Source organism: Marinobacter santoriniensis NKSG1 (genome assembly GCF_000347775.1).
GTDB lineage: Bacteria > Pseudomonadota > Gammaproteobacteria > Pseudomonadales > Oleiphilaceae > Marinobacter > Marinobacter santoriniensis.
The window spans coordinates 220104-238975 of the sequence record NZ_APAT01000005.1 but is presented as its reverse complement, the minus strand read 5'-3'; the positions used below and the strand labels follow the sequence as shown (position 1 = coordinate 238975).

The following is an 18872-nucleotide window of genomic DNA, read 5'->3' as shown; positions in this document are numbered from 1 at the left end:
AACCCGTAGACTGGAATCTTGGTCTATTCCGGCCTACGGGCCCTGAAATCAGCCGCTCGGCGCGACGTCTCCTTTTTTCCGGCTGGACAGAATATGATGAAGGCCGTCGCAGTCGACCATCGGATCGTCACAATTGACCACGATATCCGACCGGGCAATCACATAGCCCTTGCCGGTGATGGTGTTGTTCACCACCTGGTACTCACCCTCTTCCTGTACGGACGTGAATTCACCGATGAATCCGGTTTCTCGGAGCGAGACCGTCTCCAGCTTGTCGCCGGGGCGGATCAACCCCTGGTAATTCATCAGCGCCAGTCTCGCGGACGTCCCGGTTCCGGTGGTGCTCCGACAGATCACGCCGGGATGAACGTAGGTGGCCGACCGGGAACGGTAATAGCCGTCAGCCACATGCTCCACCGGCCCCATGAAATGCAGGAATGGCAGTGGCCCGACGTCCCCCAGCGTGTAATGGGAGAACCCCCTTTCCGCCTGGATGGCCTCAACAATCGCATGAGCGGTTTCCGCCAGCCGGCGCTCCTCGTCCAGGGTCAGATCAAACCCCAGTTCGGAGGCATCAACCAGCGCGTAGAATCCGCCACTGTAGGCCACGCTGTAGGTCACCCGACCGACCGAAGGCACGTCGATCTGCGCCTGATAGGTGTGGATGTAACTGGGCAGGCCCTCACAGGTAATGGCTTCCACAACACCGTCGTGCAAGGTGGCCTCGATCTGCACCAGGCCGGCGGGGGATTCCAGCACGAACTGCTGTCGCCCCTCCTGTTTGGGCACAATGCCGGCTTCGAGCACGGCAGTTGCGGTGCAGATGGTGTTCGACCCCGAGTAGATCGGATACCCCATCACCTCCATGATGATGTAGCCCGCGGCAGCACGGGGATCGGTGGCCGGCACCAGCAGGTCCACGGACATTTCCGGAATGCCATACGGCTCTTCCAGCAGCAGCTTGCGCAATCCGTCGGCATCGTCCCGCAGGTATTCCATCTGCGCGCGAACCGTGTCGCCGGGCAGCAGGTCAATACCGCCCGTCACGATCCGGCTGACATCGCCACCGGCGTGGGTATCCATGAGCTGAATGGTCAGTTCCGGTTTCATCAGGCAGTCTCCAGGGCGAAGGGTTGGCCGTGTTCGTCCCACTGGGCGTCGGGAACGATCACAATCTTGCCGAGGTAGTTGCTGCCCCGGTTCACAAAGTATGCCTCCGCGTGATGCAGGTCCGACAGTCGGAACGCACCATGAAGTACCGGCTTGAGATGGCCGTCGCGAATCCAGGCCATCAGTTGCTCCGCCTCTTCCCGGGTGCCGTGGGAGACACCAAAGATCTGTACCTGATACAGGTAGATGCGCGTCCAGAGGATTTCGCTGATGTTGCCGCCACTGGCGCCGGCGATGCTCAGCCGCGGATAGGTTCCGCGGGCATTCATGTCGAAGATCATGGTGTCGATGAAGATATCCGTCATTTCACCACCCACCAGATCCATGACCGCGTCGATCGGCTTGCCGCCGGTTTCCGACTTGACCCGCTCCACAAAGCTGCCCATGTCGGAGCGATCCAGCACGGCCTCCGCCCCCAGGTTCAGCAGAGCCTGTGCCTTGTCCTGCTTGCTGAGCGCGTAGGGAATGGCCCCCATAATGCGGCAGAGCTGAATCAGTGCAGTCCCGACGCCACCGCTGGCGCCGGTCACCAGGACCCGCTCACCGGCGCGGACATTGGCCGAGGTGAGCATGTGCATGGCGGTCTGGTAGGAACACATCCCCATGGAGGCCACTTCCGCATCGCTCAGTTCCGGATTGGGAATGTGATGAAACTGATCCGATGGCAGGGCTACATACTCGGCGTAGCCCCCATCGGCGCCGTGGCCGTAATAGTCCGGCGTCAGGTTGATGTCCCGACGGCCATCGGCATAGATGTTGAAATCGAGCAGCCCGCGCTGTCCAACCCGGACCTTGTCAACGCCGTCACCCACGGCGACCACCCGCCCGGCGATATCCGCACCCTGAATGCGAGGAAACGTCAGGGTCGGTTTGCCGCCCATCTGGAACGACGTCATTTCGCCTTTCTTGGTGGGATAGAGCCCTTCCCTTGCCTTCCGGTCGGTGTTGTTCTTGGCCGTTGCCGTTACCTGAACCAGGACCTCACCGGGCCCCGGGCGAGGTGTCTCGACGTCCCGGTACTCAAGCTTTTCGATGCCACCGTGGCCGGTCAGAACCATGGCTTTCATGGTGTTCGGGATCATTGGGAACGAAACCTCCCTCTGTTGGTTGACGGTCGGATATTCTGATCAGCATAGGTGACCGGTCCGTCAGTGTCAGGGGGGTGTTACGGATATCCATTAGTCCACCCGGGAAGCCGTCAGCGGGCGATCACGCGGTAAACCGGACGGAGCGATGGAATCTGCTTGAGAACCACCTGGATCACCGTCATCAGCGGCACCGCCAGCAGCACGCCCAGAGGTCCCCAGAGCCAGCCCCAGAAGAAAATCGCGACGAAAATAATGACCGGATTAATGGCCATGCGGAAACCGTGAATCCAGGGTTCCAGGAAAAAGCCGACGATGGTGGTCAGTACAATGAAACTCACAGGTGCCAAAAGCATCATCCAGGCAACGTCCAGCGTCGTGGCCGAGACGGTGGCCAGCAAGGCGATGGTCAGCATGTTGCCCAGGTAGGGAATGAACCGTGCCAGGCCGGCCACGAGCCCCCAGACAGAGGGATCCGGCAGCCCCACAGCCCAGCAGATCAGGCCAGTCAGCACCCCGACAGAACCATTGCTGAGGCTGACCACGGCCAGGTAACGGGCGATTTCCCGCTGAGAACCATGGGTGATCCTCAACACCGTCTTGCGATGCTTTCGGGGCAACTGCCGGACAAAGTTACGGATCAGCGAGTCACCACTGACCAGCAGGAAGTAGGTCAACGCAAGTGTCAGCGCGAGGCCAGCGATGCCATTCCGGGCCTGGGACATGAGCTGGCTACGCCAGGAATCTGTCTGCAGGACAACGGTGTTCGGCTCTGCCGCTTCCCCCTCGGACAGCTTCTTGACCGACTTTTCGACCTGCTGCGCCGAGCGGTTGACCTTGTCGATCTGCTGCATGATTTCGTTGTCACCCACCAGGAGCCTGGACAGGCCCTCCGGTGCTTTCTGCGCCCATTCCAGGGCCGGCGTGGCGACCGCCATACCCACGCCCACCAGGATAGCGAGGACTGTCGACACCAGCACCAGCGAACTGACCATGCGTGGAATCCGCCACTTCAGGTAAAGCTTTTTCACCACGGGGGCAAGCAGCAGGCTCGTCAGGACACCGATCACAATCGGCAGGATGATCTGGTGGGCCACATAGAGGGTGTACAAGATGCCGAGAACGAACAGTCCATAGATCGGCATGGACAGGTCAGCGGGGATCAGCCGGTTTTCCGCTTCCTGCGATGAGCGTGATGATTCCTGTTCGTCCATGATGCTTACCCTTCTGCCGGTAGACCGGCCAGTGTAGTGCCTAGACAAGCCCGTTTGCCACCCTGTTCAGGATGAGACAACCGTAATGTGCTACCGGGACGCCGAATCGGGTTTTTGGTAGAATGGCCGCCGAAAAGGATATCGGTTAACAGGAAATGGAGTTTCCATGCATCGCGTCTCAGCGCTTCTGCTGGCACTGTCGCTTGCCGGCTGCAGCAGTTCATCGTCCATCACCAGCACAACCCTCTCCGACAGCGAAATCGACGCCATCCAGGCCCGGGTCGAAAGCCGTTACCCGGACCTCTCCTCCAGCAAACAACAGCAGGTCACCGAACTGGTGGTTCGGGCCCTCGACAACATGGTCTCCATCAAGGGCGGCAGTTTCATGATGGGCGAATTCAAGGTGCCCTGTGAACCCGGATCCGATCAGCTCTGCATGAGCGATTTCGACCGGGACAATGACTTCGCCCATAAGGTCACCCTGGACGACTACGCGCTCGCCAGGTACGAAACCACCATGGCCGACTTTGATCTGTTTCGGGAACTGCAGGGGAAAACGCCCTATGAACAGGACCTGAGGGAGCGCGAAGACCGGCAGTACCTGTTTGAACCCGACAAACCCGCCTGGACAAAAAACTGGCAGGAACCCAAAGACTACTGCCAGTGGGTTGGCGAACTGGCCGACCGCCCCGTGGATCTTCCGACAGAAGCCCAGTGGGAGTTTGCCGCACGGAATCGCGGGCAGAATGTTTTGTATGCGACAGATAATGGGAAAATAGACCTGGGCCGAAACTATTCTGCAGATCACGGTTTCTCAGACTCTAAGACTGTTGGGGCTTTCCCTCCCAACCCCCTAGGCCTATACGACCTAATCGGAAATTCTACCGAGTGGGTTAATGATCGCTATTCAGAGAACTACTACGAAGTTAGCCCAGAGCGAAACCCCACTGGGCCTAGTCGAGGGAATGGGCATGTAACCCGAGGTGGCAGCTTTGTAAATTCACCGAAGGCTAACACCTCAGTTTTCAGGAGTAACGAGCGCTCACTCGATTTCTATTCCGATCTTTACAGTTTTCGCTGCGGAATCAGTCACTAATCCTGTGAGAAATTAAAGTTTCGGTACAGCCAGGGAAAGTACCTTTTAGGAAATGGAGTTTCCATGCATCGCGTCTCAGCTCTTCTGCTGGCACTGTCGCTTGCCGGCTGCAGCAGTTCATCGACCACCACCAGCACGACCCTCTCCGACAGCGAAATCGACGCCATCCAGGCCCGGGTCGAAAGCCGTTACCCCGATCTCTCCTCCAGCAAACAACAGCAAGTCATCGAACTGGTGGTTCGGGCACTCGACAACATGGTCTTCATCGAGGGCGGCAGCTTCATGATGGGCGAATTCAAGGTGCCCTGTGAGCCCGGATCCGATCAGCTCTGCATGAGCGATTTCGACCGGGACAACGATTTCGCTCATAAAGTCGTCCTGGACGACTACGCGCTCGCCAGGTACGAAACCACCATGTCCGACTTTGATCTGTTTCGGGAACTGCAGGGGAAAACGCCCTACGAACCGGACCTGAGGGGGCGGGAAGACCGGCAATATCTGTTTGAACCCGACAAACCCGCCTGGACAAAGAACTGGCAGGAACCCAAGGATTACTGCCAGTGGGTTGGCGAACTGGCTGACCGGCCCGTCGATTTGCCGACCGAAGCCCAGTGGGAATTTGCGGCGCGGAATCGGGGGCAGAATGTTTTGTATGCGACAGACACGGGAAAGGTCGAATTGGGAAAAAACTATCGGGCCGAAGGTCAAGGACTAAAAACACAGAAGACAGGTTTATTCCCTCCCAACCCTCTGGGCATATATGACCTTATGGGCAATGCATCGGAGTGGGTTAAAGATCGGTACGACGAGGATTACTACGAGCAGGGCGACGACCTTAACCCCCAAGGCCCACCAAAAGGGATCGGTCACGTTATCAGAGGCGGCAGCAACCTGGACTCGCCATCGATAAGCACCACTGTCAATCGAAACCACGACAAGACACTCGATTTTTATGACTCGGTAACCAGTTTCAGATGCGCATCTGAAGCGTAGGCAATTGGTAGCCGCTCCCCAAACGGCAATAGCAATAAACGCGGAATACTCCCAAGTGAGACCTAGAACAATACTCGGTGGGCTTTCGCAATGAGGATCTCAATTATGGAAAACGAAAATTCCATGCAATGTATTTCAATTTTTCTGATGGTACTGTCACTTGCCGGCTGCAGCAGTTCATCGAACATCACCAGCACGACCCTTTCCGACAGCGAAATCGACGCCATCCAGACCCGGGTAGAAGATCGTTACCCCGACCTCTCGTCCAGCAAGCAACATCAGGTCATCGAACTGGTGGTTCGGGCACTCGACAACATGGTCCCCCTCGAGGGCGGGAGCTTCATGATGGGCGAATTCAAGGTGCCCTGTGAGCCCGGATCCGATCAGCTCTGCATGAGCGATTTCGACCGGGACAACGATTTCGCCCACAAAGTCGTCCTGGACGACTATTTCCTTGCAAAATACGAGACGACAATATCCGACTTTGATTTATTCCGCGAGATTCAGGGAAAAGCCCCTTACAAGAGAATGTTACGCAAACGTGAGCACAGGAAAGACTGGTTTGGTCCAAACAAGCCTGCGTGGACCAAGAACTGGCAGGAACCCAAAGACTACTGCCTTTGGGTCGGCGAACTGTCCGACCGCCCCGTGGATCTACCGACAGAAGCCCAGTGGGAGTATGCGGCGCGCAACCGAGGCCAAAATGTACTCTATGCCACCGATACAGGGGAAATCGATCTGGGTGAAAATTATCCTTCAGCCAAGCTCACCTCAATCACAAGCGCCGTCGGGACGTATCCACCAAACCCACTAGGTCTATATGATTTAACGGGCAATGCAACAGAATGGGTTAATGATCTCTATTCAGAGGATTATTACCATAAAAGCGCCACCAAAAACCCGAAAGGCCCCCTCCATGGTGAGTCCCATGTCGTTCGCGGAGGCAGCTTCATAAATGCTCCTCATGCCAACACTTCAGTTTTTAGAGAACATCAAAAAACTCTTGAGTTCTACTCCAACCTAGTCAGTTTTCGGTGCGCTATGAATAATTAAGCTAGCGAAATGGGGCCACCATATTTTGTATTATATGCCGTTAGTTTTTGTCGGATACGATTCCAATCCTTGGGGGCAACACTCGGCAGCCAAGCCAGTTCACGAGATGGAGAATCGCTAGGATTGGATCCCAGTTCATGATTAATCCAATGATGAAATCGGCTGAGCTGGTTGTCACCTTTTGACAGACCATCGTCGAGAATTGCGCAGATCTTTTCTAGGGATTGCATAGCATCACATTTTGAACCATCAGCCGTCATATGCTGAAGGACCTCAAAAAATTTCCGCCAGGTCGAGACGTGAGAGAATATATAAATTAGTGCCTTCTCCTGCTCTTCCTCCCAAGTATCTATGAACGTTTCTACCAGCGTGTGGCACAACATTCCGAGCGTTTCTGGTGGCAAATCATATATAGTCAGAGATCCCTGATCAGATTCTAGAACCTCAGACAAACGATTCTCTCGGATTTTTTTCGCAAGAGTGAACGCCTCTTCTCGAAGCGAGTTTCGCCCGGCCAAGGCGTTCTGAAATACAAGGAATGGTGCATTTATCAAAGTTGCTGCGGCTCTCGCCTCAGCAACTAATGACAGGTAGAGACTTTGATACCACCGTCTGAACACGTCCTCTTGAATATTTTCAATGTATGAATAATCAAGATCGCGAAGCACTCCCATAACTGCTTTGCAAAGAGCCCAACCTGCATTTACGTCCACCTTTGTACCAAAATTCCCGCTTGCACCGGGACCAAAAACCAAACGACCACTACAGCTCAAATGAAGCTCGCCACCACGCAACTCCAACTCAAAATCCATCCCGGCCCCAACACCCGCCGCAACAGTCGCCCCTGCCTCGATCTTCAGCAGCTCCTGCCAGTTTGCATTGGTATTGAACTGCTCATCCGGATGCACCCAGCTGAACTTGCCGCTGACGGCACCACCAGCTTCGGCGCCGGCAAAGGCGTTGCCGGAGACCGACAACCCGGCATTCGGATCGGGCTTGATGCGTTTCTGATCGGAGAGAAGGAAGGTCGCCGCACCGGTACTCAGCCGGGCACTGGCTTCGCCGCCGGCCCGGCCGCCGACGAAGCAGTTGAGTGTGATGTCGCCGGAGAGACGAAAGGCACCGAACGCCAGGTCCGACAATTCCCCGTTTCGATTCCGAAAGGTAAACCGGCAGTCCCAGCCTGCCTCGTCGGGCACAAACACTTCCGCCAGTTTCGCCTCGGCTTCGAGTAACGCCATGGACGCGCTGGCCCGGGTGCCGATATCGATTTCTCCGGTGCTCAAATCGAAGTTATTGACACCGGCACTGGCCTGCATGACAAATCGCATGAGCTGCGCCTCGGCGCCTACCTGAAACTGGTTCTCGGAAGGCGCCTCACCCTTGCTGGAATTCCAGGTCAGTTTCGAATGTTCCTTGCCCAGGAGATAGAAATCTTCTTTTGCTTCCGCGAATTTGACTTCGATATTGCCGATGGGGCTCTTGGCCGCATCGGTCTTCAGATCGTCCCGGATCTTGCCGATCAGCTCCCGCGCTGTCGCCGACTTGTTGCTGAGCATATCCGCCATGGCCCGGGTTTTACGGACGTAACGGATCGAGGCATAACTGGCCAGGATCCTCCGATAAACCCCTTTCCGGACGTAATGCCAGCGACCGGGGCGGCTGAATACCATGATCTCGATAATGCCCGCCTCAACGCGGTTACTTCGGCGCGGGTCAAAGTCGCGGGACTGGACGCCCTGGCCACGGACGCCCCGGTTCGTATCCGTCTCTTCCAATTGGGCCTGAAGCGCCTCTCGTTGTTTTCGAAGCATAGCGAGGCGCCGGTTTCTGGCCGTGGTCAGGATTTCCTCCCGCTTCTCGTCGTCTGCGCTGATGGCCGACCAGATATAATCCGTATCGTAGTCATCGAACCAGCGGATCTGCTCATCTATGGCGGCAATCCGGGAACGAATCGGGGATACCTTGTCCGGTTCCTGTTCTTCCTGATCATCGGAGTCTGGCTGGATCACGCCTTTTTCCGCCGCCTTGATCATCCATTGACGTTCGGGCGATGGCTGGTCGCTCCCTGGATCCTGAGCTTTGTTCTGGGCGGCCCGGAACTCGGCCATCAAGGCATCCATCTCCTCGATTTCCCGATAGAGCTCTTCGGCCGCGGCATCCGGCAAGGCGAGGCACCAGGCCTCATCACCCGCCCCCATTTCATGAATGATGTCCGCATATTCCGTGCGACAGGCTTTGGCCGCGCACTCGGAAGACGTCGGTTGCCCGGCGGTCTTTGGCTCCGGCATCGCAAGGGCCCCTGAAGACGACGGCGGAATCGACAGGGTCCACCCGGCCTCGATGTGATCCGCATCTTTAATTCGGGGGTTCTCGGCCCTGAGCGCGGCAATGCTGACCTGATGGTCGCGGGCGATGGCCGACAGGGTATCTCCGGACTGTACTTCATAGTGTGGCATTTGCATTCTCCATGGCGCCTTCCATGGCGCTCAATCGGTAACCGGGGGTCTTGGATTCATCTTCCAGAAACACGGAGTACGGTGAACGACGGTGAAACCCGGCCCCCTGTCGGATGGCGAGTCGGAGCCAGCGCTCCAGGTAATCGCTCTGACGAAAGCCGGCTTCATGGGCTTCCTGCAATCGGGTCAGGATCCAGGCTGTGGCCGATACATCCTGCGGCAATACCGATTCATAGTGAGCGCGATACCCCCTCGCTTCGGCCGCCAGCCAGTAGGGTGTCGTTGCCTCGAGCCTGTCGAGGGATAAACGGGGCAGTGGGCGCTCTCCGGGTGCCGGATCGTGGGGATCCGGCATCGCTGTACGCCAGGTGTGGCTGTCATACCAGAACCAGTGCGTTCCGGCCGCAAGGATGGCCTGGCGTTGCCTGTCGCCCACGGCACAGAGCAGTGGTCCAAACCAGCGGGGTTCATGCAGGCGCAGGAGGTGCCCGTCCATCGGCACGCCGTCGTGAATGCAATGACTGATATGTGCGTGAAATTCGTCCATGGACCAGTTTGTCCGGACCAGCAACCCGCTCGGAACAGTCACCATGCGTTCAATCAATGCATTCCGGAATACCGGTGCCTGTCGCAGATCCAGGAGCACCGGCCCCTGCTTCCATTGCGGAAACCAGGGCGTGTTCTGGAAGAGACTGAGCCAGTGGATCGATTCCCCGATCATCGCGTCGTAGATGCACTGCAGGGATTGCTCGTCCGCGGCCAGGTCAACAATGGCAAAATCCGCTGCATCGGGTAAGGAAACCGGGGGTGCCACGTGTTCAAGAGTGTTGATGCAGTCTGCAGCGTCCATGCTCATCGTAATCACATTCCGAAAGGGATAGCGCGCCTTGCTGGGCGGCCTCGGCCAGGAGTTTTCCGCGTTCATCCGACAATGCCGGTGGAACAAACCCCGCGGGCGCCGCAAGGTCTCGGGTTGACGTCTGGGCCAGGTCCGGCGATGCACCGGAAACCGGCTGGTCAGAGTGAATGGATTGGGGCGCCTGGGGCTCCCTGGCCGCCTGCCCCGCGCCACTCCCCGGGGCGCCGCCCGAGTTGATGCGAATAGCGGGCCCGGAGATGGTCACACCACCGGGATCGATTTTCAGGAAACTGCCACCGGCTTTGAGTGTGATTTCGGCCCCCGCTTCAATCACAACCTTGATGCCGGCCTGGTGATGAATCTCGGAACCTGCCTCCACCAGCTGACTTTCGCCCAACCGACTGTGGAGACTCCCATTCGCGATCAGACTGTAATCGCCGCCGACCCGTGTGCGGTGTTCACCCTTGACGGTGTCATGCCTGTCTCCGCCCACCTCACTGAAACGGTGATTGCCCGTCGTAACGTGGCTGTCGTTACGGACCACCTCGGTCCGATTGTTTTCGGTCACCAGATCCAGATCCTTCTGGGCATGGACAAAAACCTGTTCCTGCCCTGCTTCGTCCTCGAATCGCAGTTCATTGCTGCCTTCGCCCTTGTGGGTCCGGGTTTTCAGTACGGTCCGGGTTTTATGTTCGGGCAGTGTGTAGGGGGACAGGTTGGTGGCATGATGGGTTCGGCCGGTAATAATCGGCTGGTCCGGGTCGCCATCGAGGAACGAGACAATCACTTCATGACCGATTCGGGGAAGCGCCATGAAACCGTATTGGCCACCGGCCCAGGCCTGACTGACCCGAAGCCAGGCACTGCTGTTTTCGTCGTTGCCGGCGTACCGGTCCCACGGGAACCGCACTTTGACCCGACCGTACTGATCACAGTGGATTTCCTCACCCTCGGGGCCGGTGACGATGGCGACCTGGGGACCATCCATCAGAGGGCGATGTTCACACAGCGGTCGCCAGGTCCGATCGGAGGGAATGGCGTTGAAAAAATTATGGTAGCGGGTGGGCTCCGAGCCCCCTTCTTCCTCAAGGGCCTGGGGCTGGTGCCCCGAGTGAGTCACCGCCGTGATCAGCCAGTCCTGATTCAGACGCTCTTCTTCGTGGTCCGTGAGAGCCACACGGGCGCCCGGGAAAAAATCCGCGCGATTACTCTCACCCCGGGCGGTGCAGGCATCATTGCGCAGGGCATCCCGGCGGGCCGCAGCGAATGGCTGGCCGCTGGCATCGGCCTTGTAGCGCCCCGGATAATCAAAATGCTGATAATCATGCCGCGAGTTCGTTGTGCCCGAGCGCTCATGCATCAGGGCGTATGCGGGGTTCCGGAACGTGTAATCCTTGAGCACAACAGACGCCGCACGCACCCGCTCACGGTACTCAAAGCGGAATACGCAGGGGGTTCGAACGCTTCCGCCGGCACGGGCGTTGTAGGTTACTGGTGACAGTTCCGGTGCATTGCCATGATGATCGGCGAAAATCAGGCCCGGTGCCGTATCACCGTCGACGTCACCATGCTGGTAGCGGTAATGCCAGCCTTCTTCGGCCGCAAGCCGCTCCACGAACGCCAGATCGGTTTCCCGGTGCTGTACGCAATACTCCCGTTCGGATGGCTGGCGCTTGAGATCCATCACGGCATCGACGATGCCCCGTTCCTCCAAGAGGGTCCGGACGATAGCGTCCGTCGCCTGGCCCTGGAAAATCCGGCTGTTGTGCATCAGGCCAAGACGCCACAGGGCCGGCTGGAAGACAACTTCGTACCGGGTCCGGTGATGACCACTGTCGCCCCGGGCAAATTCGTTGATCACGCCGGTGAAACGACGCAGGGGTTCACTGTCCTGCCAGACCACGAGATCCACGGGCTGTTCCAGAACAGACTCGGCGGTTACGCGGGGATCGGTACTGGCCAGGTCGATTCGGCCGAGGAAGAGTTCGGAGAGCGCCTCCGTCAACGTAAAGCCGACGACGACGAAATGATCAGGGGCAAAGTCACCGACACGGGCGGTGAACTGCAATCCGCTTGCATGGGGCATGTCTTCAATCCTTGAAGCTGCGATGTCATCCGTTGAGCACCGGGGCCTTCAGCCATCCCATCCTTGATGGCAGTCCCGGTTCACAGGTCAGCAAATTACCAGCCCGTTGCCGGAAAATCCAGTGCCCGACCACAACCCTTGCGGTCAGGCACTGGTGAACGGCGAGCGTTACTCGCCGCGGTACAGACGTTGAATACTGGAGAAATCCAGGTCTTCGTTGCCCTGTCCGGCGTGCAGCTGGAACAGGTTACGGGCCAGCGAGCCCATGGGGATGGAGGCCTGGTTCTTCACCGCATTGTCGAAGGCGAGGCCCAGGTCCTTGGTCATGAGCTTCACCAGGAAGCCCCCCTGGTAATCCCGGGAAGCCGGAGCCCCCTCCATCACGCCCGGCCATGGGTTGTAGACGTTCAGCGCCCAGTTGCCGCCGGAACTCTGCTTCATGATTTCCGACAGGACTGCCGGATCCAGGCCGTTTTTGGCGCCCAGCGCCAGCGCTTCGCTGGTGCCGGACATCAGGATGGCCAACAGCATGTTATTGCAGATCTTGGCGACCTGGCCGGCGCCGTGGGGACCGGCGTGGAAAATGTTCTTGCCCATGGCCTCCAGAATCGGTTTGGCACGGTTGAACGTATCCTCTTCCCCGCCGCAGATGAAGGTCAGGGTTCCTGCCTTGGCACCACCAACACCACCGGACACCGGTGCATCGATGAACGGCAGATTCTTCTCTTTCGCGGCTTCGGCGACACCACGGGCGGTTTCCGGCGCGATGGTGGACGAGTCGATGATCAGCGTATCTGCCGGCAAGCGCGCCAGGAGTCCATCGTCACCGAGGTAGACAGCTTCCACGTGCTGGCCGGCGGGCAGCATGGTGATGACACATTCCGCACCGTCTGCAGCACTGTGAGCGGTATCGGACGTTTTGGCGCCTTCGGCTACCAGCGCTTCGACCGCCGCCTTGGACAGATCGAAAACCGTCACCTCATGCCCCGCCTTGATCAGGTTGGAGGCCATGGGCCCACCCATATTGCCCAGACCAATGAACGTAATCTTTGCCATGGTTCTTCCCCTTATTGTTGTACTGTGAAGAAATCGTCAATCCAGTTGCCATCAACCTCCGAGAGCGAGGCATAGCGCCACCTCGGCTGCAGATCCTTGTCGATCAGCAGAGCCCGGACGCCTTCGGCAAACTCGCCCTTGTCGAGGCAGTTGCAGGAAATCACCAGCTCTTTGTCCAGGACTTCCCGGAGGCTGTCGAGACGACAGCTGTGCAGATGTTTCCAGACCAGCGCCAGCGATGTGGGTGACGCGTTGCCGAGACTGTGAGTCACCTTGCCAAGCCAGTCTTCCCGGCTGCCCAACTCCATCAGTTGCTGCACCACCTGTTCCAGCGAGTCACCATCGGCAGCCCGATTGATTTCATCAAGGTAGTCCCGCACCGAGGACGCCGGCATGGCACCACCACTGTGCTGTTCGAACTCCCGGAGCACGGCACCCACCACTTGGTGCGCGTCCTGACCGTTCCACTGCCGATCCTGCAGCGCCTGGATCACCTGCGCCTTCAGTTCGTGCTTGATGAAACGATCGGCCATTCCCACGAACAGCGCATCGGCTGCGTTGATCCGTGCGCCGGTCAGTCCCAGGAACAAGCCGGTTCGTCCGGGCATCCGGTTCAGGAACCAGCCCCCCGCTACATCCGGATACAGCCCGATGTTCACCTCGGGCATGGCCATTTTGGAACTCTCAGTCACAACCCGGTGGGAGGCACCGACCATCAGTCCGATGCCACCGCCCATCACAATGCCGTGGCCCCAGCACACCAGTGGCTTTGGGAAGGTATGGATCTGGTAGTCCAGTTCGTACTCTTCGGTGAAGAAGGTTTTTCCCAGCTCCGCGTCGCCCGGCTCGGTCATGCTCCGATACAGCGAAACAATGTCACCGCCGGCACAGAAGGCCTTATCGCCTTCCGCCTCAAGCCAGACCGCACAGATCTTCGGATCTTCCGCCCACCGGCTGAGCTGCGGCTTGAGCAGACGAATCATATCCAGCGACAGCGAATTGAGATTGCGTGGCGTGTTTATCCGCGCCACGGCGATGATCGCATCGTCGGCGGTCTGCCATTCTTCGAATACTATTGGTTGATCACTCATCTTGGACCCCACGCCGGACTTACCGGTTCTTCCATTCCGGTTTCCGTTTTTCGAGGAATGCGTTGACGCCTTCCCGCTGGTCTTCGGTGGAGAACAGCTCGACGAACAGCTCCCGCTCCATGCGCCAGCCGTCCTCATGGCTTCGACCATCCCGGGCGCTCATCACCAGCTTCTTGCAGCGGGCAACGGCAGACGGGCTCTGACCGCAGGCGCCTTCCGCCAGCTCCAGCGCCTTCTCCAGCGATTTACCGGTTGGCACAACCTCTTCAACCAGTCCGATTTCGAGGGCTTTGTCTGCCTTCACTCGCTCGCCGCACAGAATCATGCGCTTGGCCCAGCCTTCACCCACCAGCCAGGGCAGGTTCTGGGTACCACCACCACAAGGCAGAAGGCCCACGGTTGCTTCCGGCAGGGCCATCTGGGCGTGCTCTTCGGCGATGCGGATGTCGCAGGACATGGCGACCTCAAGGCCACCGCCCATGGCGTAGCCGTTCATCGCAGCGATGGAAACACCCCGGAAAGCCGTCAGCGCCGAAAAGGCCTGACCGAAAAGCTGCCCCAGATAATTGGCGTTAGCCTTGTCGCCATCCGCAAAGGCTTTCAGATCCGCCCCGGCGGAGAAAAATTTCTCACCTTGCCCGGTCAGAACCAGGGCAAAGATGTCTTTGTCCGCGTTGAGGTTCTCGACGATCTCGATCAGAAGGTTCAGGGAATCTGCCGTCCAGGTGTTGGCCGGCGGGTTATTCATGGTCAGAACCGCAATGTGTCCACGTTTTTCGAGCTGAATGGGATCGCTCATCTGTTATCTCCTGTTTGCGGTGTTACATTGTTATTGGATGGCCTCGACCACACCGTCCTGTAGCAGGCGGCGAGCCACGATCACACGCATGATTTCGTTGGTGCCTTCAAGAATCTGGTGAACCCGCAGATCCCGGAGATAGCGCTCCAGGGGATACTCGCGAATGTACCCGTAGCCGCCGTGCAGTTGCAGCGCCTCGTTGACCACATCGAAACAGGCATCCGTGGCAAACCGCTTGGCCATCGCGCAATGAAGCGTGGCCTCCGGGTCACCTTTGTCCAGTTTGAAGGCGCCAAGGCGTACCATTTGCCGCGCCGCGACCAGGTTGGTCGCCATATCGGCCAGTTTGAATTGCAGCGCCTGGAAAGCCGCCAGCGGCTTCCCGAACTGTTCCCGCTCGTGCAGGTAATTGCGGGCACGCAACAGTGCCGCCTGGGCACCGCCGAGGGAACAGGTAGCGATGTTCAGCCGCCCTCCGTCCAGGCCTTTCATGGCAATGGCGAAGCCGTCACCTTCCTCCCCCACGCGATTGCCCGCCGGAATCCGGACATCTTCCAGGCTGACCAGGCGGGTGGGCTGGCTGTGCCATCCCATCTTCTCTTCGTTCTTGCCATAGGAGATGCCCTCGGCATCGGCCGGAATCACGAACGTGGAGATGCCTCTGGCGCCGCTGTCCGGATCACCGGTACGAGCCATCAGAACCAGAATATCGGTGCTGCCGGCGCCGGAGATGAACATCTTGCTGCCATTGATGACATAACTGTCGCCATCACGGACCGCACGGGTCCGGAGGCTGGCAGCGTCGGAACCCGCACCCGGCTCGGTCAGGCAATAGGAAGCAAGCTTTTCGCCACTGGCGAGACTCGGCACGATGTCCTGCCGGAGTTCTTCCGAAGCAAAACTCGCAACCATCCAGGTGGCCATGTTGTGAATGGTGATAAAGGCCGCTGTGGAGGGGCAGGCCGCTGCCAGCTCTTCCACAATGACCGAGGTGTCCAGACGGCTGAGCCCCATCCCGCCGAGGGCTTCGGGGGTGTACAGGCCCATGAAACCCATTTCGCCCGCCTCTTTCATCACGTCGACGGGAAAAATATGTTCCTCGTCCCACTGGGCGGCATGGGGCGCCATGGATTTCTCGGCGAAGGCGCGTGCGGCATCCCGGAACGCCTTCTGATCATCAGTCAGGTCAAAGTCCACTACCGGGCTCCTGTCGATTCGTATTTCGAGGGTGGCCGTTCAGCCAAAAAAGAAGGGGCCGGCCTGACGACCGGCCCAAGGTCTCACCCTCAACGCTGTTAACGAAGCTGGATGGAGAAGTTGGCTTCCGCGGAAGTACCTTCGGTGTCGAACCAGCGGGACGTGACCGTCTTGGTTTCAGTGTAGAAACGCACCGCCTGCTTGCCGTAGGCATGCTGGTCGCCGTAGAAGGACCCCTTCCATCCGGTGAAAGAGAAGAACGGCAGGGGCACAGGAATGGGAATGTTAACCCCGACCTGACCCACGTCGATGTCGTGCTGGAAGCGACGGGCCGCACCACCGGAGTTCGTAAAGATGGAGGTGCCGTTACCGTATGGGCTCTGGTTGATCAGTTCAATCGCATCCGCCAGATGGTCCACATTCACGCAGGACAGTACCGGACCAAAGATTTCCTCTTTGTAGATGTCCATCTCCGGGGTGACGTCGCTGAACAGGGTCGGACCCACCCAATTGCCATTCGGCAGACCTTCAACCGTGCATCCACGACCGTCGAGCAGCAGTTTGGCCCCCTGGGCCTCACCGGTGGCGATCAGCGACTCGATGCGATCCTTGGCCTTGGCACTGATGATCGGGCCATAGCTGGCGCCGGAATCGTCCCATGCACCCGGACGGGCCTTGGCCATGGCTTCCTTCAGTTCCGGAATCCACTGCTGGGCTTCACCGACGAATACCGCCACGGAAATCGCCATGCAACGTTGACCGGCCGCACCTACAGAGGCACCGACCAGGGCATTGATAACCTGCTGCTTGTCGGCATCCGGCATGATCACCATGTGGTTCTTGGCGCCGGCGAAGCTCTGGACACGCTTCATATGACGGGTGCCAGTCTCGTAGATATAGCGCCCGACAGGTACGGAGCCGACAAAAGAAACCGCCTTGATGGCCGGGTCGGTCAGCAGGGTATCCACCTGCTCCTTGCCACCGTGAACCACCTGAAGAACGCCCTTCGGTGCGCCAGCGTGCTCGAACAGTTCGGCCAGGCGCATCGGTGTCAGGGGATCCTGCTCGGAGGGCTTCAGGATAAAGGTGTTACCGCAGGCAATCGCCATCGGGAACATCCACAGCGGAATCATGGCCGGGAAGTTGAACGGGGTGATACCGGCGCATACGCCCAGCGGCTGGATCCAGGAATGGGTGTCCACCTGGCGGGCCACGTTTTCAACAGTCTCGCCCATCATCAGGGATGCCACGTTGGCGGCGTGCTCAACCACTTCGATACCGCGCCAGACATCGCCCTTGGCGTCTTCAAACGTCTTGCCGGTCTCCTGGGACAGGATTTCGGCAATTTCGTCGTGATGTTCTTTCAGCAAGGCCTGATAGCGAAGCATGACCCGGGCGCGCTCGGAGACCGGCACTTCTTTCCAGGTTTTGAAGGTTTCGCTCGCGTATTTGATGGCCTGCTCCATTTCCGCATGGGTGGTGCAGGGAGCCTGGGCAATCACATCATTGGTGGCCGGATCGGTGACGTCGATCCAGTCCTTGGTATGGCTCTGGACAAATTCACCGGCGAGGTAAAGAGGTACTTTTTTCATAGTGAAATCCCTGTTTGTTGTTATGAGGGAAGCCAGCTGCAACCCGGGGGTTCCAGCCACGATTGAAAAAAGACTAGCACGCGCAGTCGCAAAGAGTGATTGACTAAATTTCGCCCATGATGGACTATTTTTCGATGAGCGATTGGCAGAAGAACACCGCAAGCACCCAAACCTCCCAGTGGCCGGTACCTCCCGACAGCATTCGGTATGTGGTGCCCGATCCCATTGTCCGCCTGATGGCCGATCATCCGTTGACGCGGGAGCTGTACCCGCTGGCGTTCGGCCATTACCGCAAGGCCGCCGGACATCACATGCACCGGGAGCATCACCGAGACAATCTTTTGATTTATTGCACGGATGGCAAGGCCTTCCTGAATGTGCTCGGCGAGCCCCATACCGTGGAAGCCGGAGACCTGCTTTTGCTCCCTGCGGGGGCCAACCACCGCTACACCGCCGACCCGGACAATCCATGGAGCATCCACTGGGTGCATTACACCGGTCCTCTGGCAGAGGATTTCCGAAACTACATGGGATTTGATGGCAGTAACCGGATCCGACATCTCGGTCGCCAGCCAAGACTGCTGGTCGATTTCAACGGGCTGCTGTCCGTCCGCCAGACCGGCTTCCGGGCACGCGGGCTGATTCATGCCGCCAACCGGCTGCGACAGCTCCTGGCCGCCGTTCCGCTCAACGCCGACGAAACCAGCCACGAGCGCCGGGCCGAACTGGATACCATCCACAATTACATGCGCGAACACCTGGATGAGCGCATCACCCTGGAACAGCTCGCGGAACTGGCGGGACTCTCCCCGGCCCACTTCGCCACCCGCTACCGGGAGCAGACCGGCACCTCGCCGATTCAGCATTTCCTCCACCTGAAAGTGGAGCGCGCCTGCCAGATGCTGGACACCTCGGATCTCAGCTTCGCCGACATCAGCCGACGGCTCGGCTACGACGATGCCTACTATTTTTCCAGGCTGTTCAAGAAGGTCATGGGCCAGTCACCCCGGGACTATCGACACACACCCCGTCACTGAGGGCCAGAGTATCGCCGCCACCGGCTTTTACCTTTTGTTGCCGGCGAACACAGGGTAGGCTTGGGGATTCCCAAAGATAACAAGA

The 18872-nt window shown here is 58.6% G+C and carries 15 protein-coding genes; 4 read left to right on the top strand and 11 right to left on the bottom strand.

Annotation, left to right across the window (positions count from 1 at the left end):
* Positions 1-48: 48 nt before the first annotated feature.
* The 3 genes from MSNKSG1_RS01900 to MSNKSG1_RS01890 form a co-directional block, all read right to left on the bottom strand.
* Entirely contained in the window at positions 49-1110 is a 1062-nt protein-coding gene (locus MSNKSG1_RS01900) for a proline racemase family protein (RefSeq protein WP_008937543.1), read from the bottom strand.
* Positions 1110-2252 carry a zinc-binding dehydrogenase gene (locus MSNKSG1_RS01895; RefSeq protein WP_008937542.1) on the bottom strand — a complete coding sequence of 381 codons (1143 nt, stop codon included), beginning with the start codon at positions 2250-2252 and terminating at the stop codon, positions 1110-1112. The genes MSNKSG1_RS01900 and MSNKSG1_RS01895 overlap by 1 nt, the downstream gene beginning before the upstream one ends.
* Before the next feature lie 116 nt (positions 2253-2368).
* Positions 2369-3469 carry an AI-2E family transporter gene (locus tag MSNKSG1_RS01890; protein ID WP_008937541.1) on the bottom strand — a complete coding sequence of 367 codons (1101 nt, stop codon included), beginning with the start codon at positions 3467-3469 and terminating at the stop codon, positions 2369-2371.
* Between the two features lie 166 nt (positions 3470-3635).
* Here MSNKSG1_RS01890 and MSNKSG1_RS01885 point away from each other — a divergent pair, with 166 nt between their 5' ends.
* The 3 genes from MSNKSG1_RS01885 (at position 3636) to MSNKSG1_RS01875 (ending at position 6611) form a co-directional block, all read left to right on the top strand.
* Positions 3636-4565, top strand: coding sequence for a formylglycine-generating enzyme family protein (locus tag MSNKSG1_RS01885; protein ID WP_008937540.1), 930 nt, complete (start codon positions 3636-3638; stop codon positions 4563-4565).
* 63 nt (positions 4566-4628) lie between these two features.
* A complete protein-coding gene (locus MSNKSG1_RS01880) occupies positions 4629-5558 on the top strand; it encodes a formylglycine-generating enzyme family protein (protein ID WP_008937539.1) in 930 nt (309 codons plus the stop codon).
* 105 nt (positions 5559-5663) lie between these two features.
* Positions 5664-6611 carry a formylglycine-generating enzyme family protein gene (locus MSNKSG1_RS01875; RefSeq protein ID WP_008937538.1) on the top strand — a complete coding sequence of 316 codons (948 nt, stop codon included), beginning with the start codon at positions 5664-5666 and terminating at the stop codon, positions 6609-6611.
* Here the strand turns inward: MSNKSG1_RS01875 and MSNKSG1_RS01870 are convergent.
* The 8 genes from MSNKSG1_RS01870 to MSNKSG1_RS01835 all read right to left on the bottom strand — a co-directional run bounded on the left by MSNKSG1_RS01870 (position 6608) and on the right by MSNKSG1_RS01835 (position 17750).
* Positions 6608-9076 (bottom strand): LysM peptidoglycan-binding domain-containing protein, encoded by a 2469-nt coding sequence (locus tag MSNKSG1_RS01870; protein WP_083870914.1) that lies wholly within the window; start codon positions 9074-9076, stop codon positions 6608-6610. The two genes, MSNKSG1_RS01875 and MSNKSG1_RS01870, sit on opposite strands and share 4 nt — an antisense overlap.
* Positions 9057-9926: a DUF4123 domain-containing protein gene (locus MSNKSG1_RS01865; protein ID WP_008937536.1), complete on the bottom strand. Its 870-nt coding sequence runs from the start codon at positions 9924-9926 to the stop codon at positions 9057-9059. The genes MSNKSG1_RS01870 and MSNKSG1_RS01865 overlap by 20 nt, the downstream gene beginning before the upstream one ends.
* Positions 9889-12015, bottom strand: a complete 2127-nt coding sequence (locus MSNKSG1_RS01860; RefSeq protein ID WP_008937535.1) for a type VI secretion system Vgr family protein — start codon at positions 12013-12015, stop codon at positions 9889-9891. Before MSNKSG1_RS01860 ends, MSNKSG1_RS01865 begins: the two co-directional genes overlap by 38 nt.
* A 168-nt stretch (positions 12016-12183) precedes the next feature.
* Entirely contained in the window at positions 12184-13071 is an 888-nt protein-coding gene (gene mmsB, locus MSNKSG1_RS01855; protein ID WP_008937534.1) for a 3-hydroxyisobutyrate dehydrogenase, read from the bottom strand.
* Between the two features lie 11 nt (positions 13072-13082).
* Positions 13083-14162, bottom strand: a complete 1080-nt coding sequence (locus MSNKSG1_RS01850; protein WP_008937533.1) for an enoyl-CoA hydratase/isomerase family protein — start codon at positions 14160-14162, stop codon at positions 13083-13085.
* 19 nt (positions 14163-14181) lie between these two features.
* Positions 14182-14961 (bottom strand): enoyl-CoA hydratase, encoded by a 780-nt coding sequence (locus tag MSNKSG1_RS01845; RefSeq protein ID WP_008937532.1) that lies wholly within the window; start codon positions 14959-14961, stop codon positions 14182-14184.
* 30 nt (positions 14962-14991) lie between these two features.
* Entirely contained in the window at positions 14992-16158 is a 1167-nt protein-coding gene (locus MSNKSG1_RS01840) for an acyl-CoA dehydrogenase family protein (RefSeq protein WP_008937531.1), read from the bottom strand.
* Positions 16159-16256: 98 nt separating this feature from the next.
* Entirely contained in the window at positions 16257-17750 is a 1494-nt protein-coding gene (locus MSNKSG1_RS01835; protein WP_008937530.1) for a CoA-acylating methylmalonate-semialdehyde dehydrogenase, read from the bottom strand.
* 116 nt (positions 17751-17866) lie between these two features.
* On the opposite strand from MSNKSG1_RS01835, the gene MSNKSG1_RS01830 reads away from it, so the two are divergent.
* Complete coding sequence (locus MSNKSG1_RS01830) at positions 17867-18787, top strand: AraC family transcriptional regulator (RefSeq protein WP_008937529.1); 921 nt, start codon at positions 17867-17869, stop codon at positions 18785-18787.
* Positions 18788-18872: the final 85 nt, after the last annotated feature.